The 5295-nt window shown below is 68.3% G+C and carries 2 protein-coding genes and 1 pseudogene; 2 read left to right on the top strand and 1 reads right to left on the bottom strand.

What is annotated here, in order from left to right; all coding sequences use genetic code 11:
* Both PHP59_RS11205 and PHP59_RS11200 read left to right on the top strand, forming a co-directional pair.
* On the top strand, positions 1-1561 hold a 1561-nt coding region (locus PHP59_RS11205; RefSeq protein ID WP_300166991.1), incomplete at its 5' end, for a PD-(D/E)XK nuclease family protein.
* 1 nt (position 1562) lies between these two features.
* The gene (locus tag PHP59_RS11200) at positions 1563-4940 is read left to right on the top strand and encodes an exodeoxyribonuclease V subunit beta (RefSeq protein ID WP_300166989.1); all 3378 of its coding nucleotides are present in this window, start codon (positions 1563-1565) and stop codon (positions 4938-4940) included.
* Positions 4941-5054: 114 nt separating this feature from the next.
* Here the strand turns inward: PHP59_RS11200 and PHP59_RS11195 are convergent.
* Positions 5055-5295 (bottom strand): annotated as a pseudogene (locus PHP59_RS11195) (hypothetical protein); the annotation flags it as partial.

Here is a 5295-nt window from a genome sequence, read left to right as displayed (position 1 = left end):
GTTTTTTTCCACTCTGAACTTCCTCCTTGCCGGGGCAAGGGCCGCTCCCCCGCAGAACCGCAATGCCGTTCAGGTGGTCGGCATCCGCGAACTCCAGCACCTCTCGGTCCCGTACCTCTTCATCGGCGGCCTTCTCGAAGGCGATATGCCCGCCCTCACCACCCGCCTCCCCTTCACCAACGACCAGGAGGCGAGGCGTCTCGGGACCAGGACCGGCGCCGAAGTCCTCAGAGAGGAGCGGGCCTCCTTCGTCGCCGCCCTCCTCGCAGGCCGGCACGTCTATCTGAGCGCACCCGTTTCAGACGGCGACCGCCCCCTCCTTCAGTCCGCGTTCCTCGACGCCGTCAGCAGGGGTGCCGGCACCTGGGGCGAGAAGGGAGAGCGGTATTCCCGGCTCAAAGCCACAGCAGCGGCCGGCGCCGCATTCTCGAAGGGACGTCTTGCCGACGGGGCCGCCCTCCTTCCCGCCCCTCTGCGGGCAGAGACCCTCATCTCCAGGATCGCCATCGAGACCCGCGCCCGCAGCGGCGCCTTCGCCTCCCCCTTCGACGCCGTCCTCACCGGCGACGGGGAGATCTGTTCTGCACTTGCAGAACGGTTCGGCGCCGACGCCGTCTACTCCCCGACCGCCCTCGAAACCTATGCCCGCTGCCCCTTCTGGTTCTATCTTGAGAAGGTCCTCGGCCTCGAACCCTTCCCTGACGCCGAGGTTGACCTCACCGCCCAGGAGAAGGGCAGCCTCGTCCACCAGATCGCGTTCAGGTTCTATACCGGCCGGAACACGAGCGGGACGGTCACCGAAGAGACCTATGGCCAGGCACTCGACGAGATCCGCGCCATCGCCGCGGAGGAACTCGCGGGGTTCACCTTCTCAAGCCCGGCCTGGACGGTCGAGCGCGAACACCTCGTCGGCTCCGAGGCCACCGGACCCGGCGTCCTCGAAGAGTTCCTTGCCACCGAAGAGAGACGCTCGGCCTCCCCCTTTGTCCCGGCCCACTTCGAGTTCTCCTTCGGGATGCCGCTCACCGACGGCGCCGCGGACCCGGCCTCTGTCCCCCACCCTGTCGCCATCGACCTTGACGGCGGGGAACGTCTCCTCCTCCGCGGCAGGATCGACAGGGTGGACGTCGCACCCGACGGTCTGTTCCTCGTCACCGACTACAAGACCGGCAGCACCCATCCCGGCCCGCGGGAGATCATGCAGGGCACCGCCCTCCAGATCCCCCTCTACCTCTGCGCCGTGAAAGCGCTCACCGGCCTGGAAGGGGCCGGCGGCACCTACTACCGGGTGCGCAAGGGCGAGACCAGAAACCAGGCGGTGCTCTGGGACACGCAGCAGAAAGAGCGCCTCAAAGGGTTCTCAACGGCGAAAAACAGTGAAGTGGACGGGATCGAGACCGCTGTCCAGGCCACCCTCGGCCTGGTGCGGGAGTATCTCCGTTCCATCAGGGCCGGGTACTTCCCGCCGGCACCACAGGAGACCCCGTGCCCGTCGTACTGCGAGTTCAGGACCATCTGCAGGTGCGACGAGTGGCGTCTCGCCGCTTCGCGGGGGGTGTGAGATGGGCCTCACCCCGCGGCAGGAAGAGGCCGCCCTCAGTCATGACCAGAGCATCTGCGTCACCGCCGGGGCCGGGACAGGGAAGACCCATGTCCTGGTCACGAAGTACATCGACCTCCTGAAGAGAGGCGGGTGCGGCGTCAGGAACATCCTCGCCCTCACCTACACCGACAACGCGGCGACGCAGATGAAACAGCGGGTCCGCGACGCCCTCCGGGAAGAGGAGGGCGAGATGTGGGACCAGGTCAGGGACGACTTCCTCCGGGCGAACATCTCCACCTTCCACGCCTTCTGCACCGGGTGTCTGCGGGAGTTCCCCCTTGAGGCAGGCGTCGACCCGGCTTTTTCCGTCCTTGACGAGCGTGAGGCCGGGCGCATACGGGACGAGGCCGTCGAGGGTCTTGTCTATGGCGAACCGCCCGAACCGTACAGGGAGGCGGTCGTCCACACCCTCCGCGCCCTCGGGCCGTCGGGGCTTGAGGAGTGCCTCCTGCGGCTGTACAATAAACGCGAGACCGCCGGGGCCTTTTTCGCCGCCCTCGGGGAGGACAAAGAGAGAGTGATCGCGGCGTGGGAGAGGGCCGTCAGAGAGAGGCAGGAGGAGGCGCTCCGCGAGTGTGCGGAGGACGCACACTGCCAGGCCCTCACCCGGACACTCCGCGACCTTGCGGCCCGCTATCCCGGCGACGCCGACCCGGCGATGCGGTACCTCCGTGCCGTCGGACCTCTCCTCCCGGTCAGGGACCCGGCCGGGGTCGTCGCGGTCGCGGAGGTAAACGCCCGGTTCAAGAGGGGCTTTGGCCAGAAGAAGAACTGGCAGGGCGACGACCTCGCCCTCGTCAGGGCGACCTTTGATGAGTTCAAGACGGCCGTCGCCCCCTATGCGGCGACCTGCGGCCTCGCCCTCGACAGGGCCGACCCCTTCACGCGGACGACCCTCGCCTTCCTCGCCGACCTCGGCACGGTCTTCTCCGCCTTCTTGAAGAGGTGCACCGCCGAAAAGCGGAGGCTCGGCGCCCTCGACTTCTCCGACCTCATCCACCTCACCCACCGCCTCTTCACCGACCGCCCGGACCTGGTGGCGGAGCACGTCAGAGGCCGCTACCGCTACATCCTCGTCGACGAGTTCCAGGACACCGACCCGGTGCAGACGACGATCCTCAGGGAGGTCCTCGGCGACCTGGTGGAGGAGAAGGAGGGACTCTTCATCGTCGGCGACCCGAAGCAGTCCATCTACCTCTTCCGGGACGCGGACGTCACCCTCTTCAAGAGGGCGCGGGAGACGATCGGGAAGGAGGTCTCTCTCGACGTCAACTTCAGGAGCACGCCCCAGGTCGTCGGTTTTGTGAACGCGGTCTTCTCGGTGCTGATGGCGGAGACGAAACGGCCCTGGGAGTTCGGGTACGACCCCCTGACGGCGCACCGGCAGGACGAAGGTTCGGTGGAACTCCTCCTCGCCCCGGCAGGGGAGGACGCGGCCGCGGCACGGAGGAACGAGGCCGGGATGGTGGCGCGGAAGGTGAGGGAGATCGTCGGCAGTCTCACCGTCTCCCCGGAGGGGGAGAGGCCGCGGCCGGCAGAGTACGGCGACGTCGCAATCCTCCTTGAGAGGCGGACCAACCTCCCCGCCTACGAGAGGGCGCTGCGGATGGCCGGGGTCCCGTACCACGTCCATTCGGGCCTCGGTTTCTATGCCCGCCAGGAGGTTTACGACCTCTCCAACCTCCTCTCGTACCTCGACAACGGCCGCGACGACGTCGCCCTCTATGGCGTGCTCAGGTCGCCGTACTTCGGCATCCCGGACGCCGACCTCTTCAGGATGGCCGGGCCTCTGCCGTCCTCGGTCCCTCTCCGGGACCGTCTGCGGCGGTATGCGGAGGAGCACCCGACCTCGGGCCTCGCCGCGGCGGCCTCGCTCCTGGAGACCTGGTCGGCCATTGCCCGCCGTCTGACGGTGCCGGCGCTGCTCGGCCGGGTCCTCGACGACGCCGGGGTCTACGCGGTGTACGGCGGCATGCCCGACGGGGAGCAGTGCCTGGCCAATGTCGAGAAGTTTGTCGGCATGGCGAGGGCCGCAGGGGAGGTCTCCCTCGCCGCCTTTGTTGCGGAGGTGAAGCGGTCCATCGAGGACGAGGAGAGGGAGGGCGAGGCGCACCTGGACCCGGCCGCCACGAACGCCGTCGGCATCATGACGGTCCACGCCGCCAAGGGGCTTGAGTTCCCGGTGGTCGTGGTGCCCGGCCTTGCCGAGAAACCGCGGCCCGATACGGCGAAGATCTTCATCGAGGACGGGCTTTTGATGGGCGTGAAGGTCCCTGACCCGGCACGGTCTTTCGAGCCGCGGGAGACCCCGGTCTTCACCTTCCTCAAAGCGGAACAGGAGAGGAAACTCCGGGCCGAGAGGCTGCGCCTCTTCTATGTGGCGGCGACACGGGCGCGGGACCACCTGGTCCTTGCGGGTGTGCGGCCTGAGGAGTTCGGAACACCCCTGCCCGACGCGCCGACCCGCATGGACTTGCTCTGCTCTGCGGTCGGCCTTTCGGAGGAGGTGGTCGAGGCCGGCGAGGTGGAGGTGGGGCCGTGCTTCCTCAGGATCGTCACCGCCCTCCCGGAGGTCGGGGCCGCAGAGGCGGAGGAGGTCGGCACTCCCACAGGCGACCTTCCTGCCTTTGCCCCCGCAGAGGTCGTCGTCGCGGAGGAGGAGCGCCCCTATTCGGTGAGCGAGGTCGAGCGCTACCTCGCCTGCCCGCGGGAGTATGAAGAGGTGTACAGGCTCGGCCAGGGAGAGGGAGGGTTTCAGCCTCCAGGATGGGCGACGACGCGGGGCATCGTCCTCCACGAGGTCCTCCGCGGCCGGGACCCGGCGGCGGTCTGCGCCCGGTACGGGGTCGAGGATCCGGCCGCCGTCGCGGAGTGCGCCCGCGTCCGCGCCCGCTTCATGGCCTCCCCTCTCATGGCCGGGGCGGTCGCCGACCACTGCGAGGTCCCCTTCAGGGCACGGGTCTGCGGCGTCCTCTTCAGGGGCGCGATCGACCGCCTGGTCAGGACGGCGGCGGGCGGGTGGATGCTCGTCGACTACAAGACCGGCCGGGTGCGGGAGGAGGCGGTCCCTGCAAAGGCGGCCGGGTATGCGATGCAGATGGCCGTGTACCGCAGGGCCGCAGAACAGATCCTCGGGGAGACGGTGCGGCCCTACCTCTACTTCACCGACCTCGACCTCTTCGTAGCGGTGGAGGGCGACGGGGAGGAGGTGCTTTCCCGGACGGTGCGGGCGGTGCGGTCGATCGAGGAAGGGCGGTTTGCGTTTGCGGAGTGCGAGGGGTGTACGGGGGAGGGGGCGTGCCCCGTGACCATCCGGGAGGCGCATCATCAGTACTAATCCAGATGAGTACTAATCAGGATTAGGGCGGAGGGACGGCTGGGATCGACCCGATCCTGGAGGGTCTCCACAGCCCCAGGATAAAAAAACTGAGGAGAGGGGTTTTGTCCCCTCTCACGCCAGGGCGGCGACGCCATCGGCCCATGCCTCGATGGTGGCCAGGATGCCGTCGTCCTCGTAGGACGAGACCCGCACGGAGGTGCGGGTGAAGGCGACCGCGTACACCTCGCCGTTTGCCGCGTGGCAGCGGAGGCGGCAGGCGTACGACTCGTTGTCCGGGTCCTCGACCGCGGTCCCGCCGATGGCGGTCTCGAGTGCGGCGTTGCCGAGGATCTCGGTCTTCGCCGCGGTGAAG

Source organism: Methanofollis sp., assembly GCF_028702905.1.
Classification (GTDB): Archaea; Halobacteriota; Methanomicrobia; order Methanomicrobiales; family Methanofollaceae; genus Methanofollis.
Note: the sequence above shows the minus strand (reverse complement) of the source record. Positions and strands in the feature narration are given on the sequence as shown.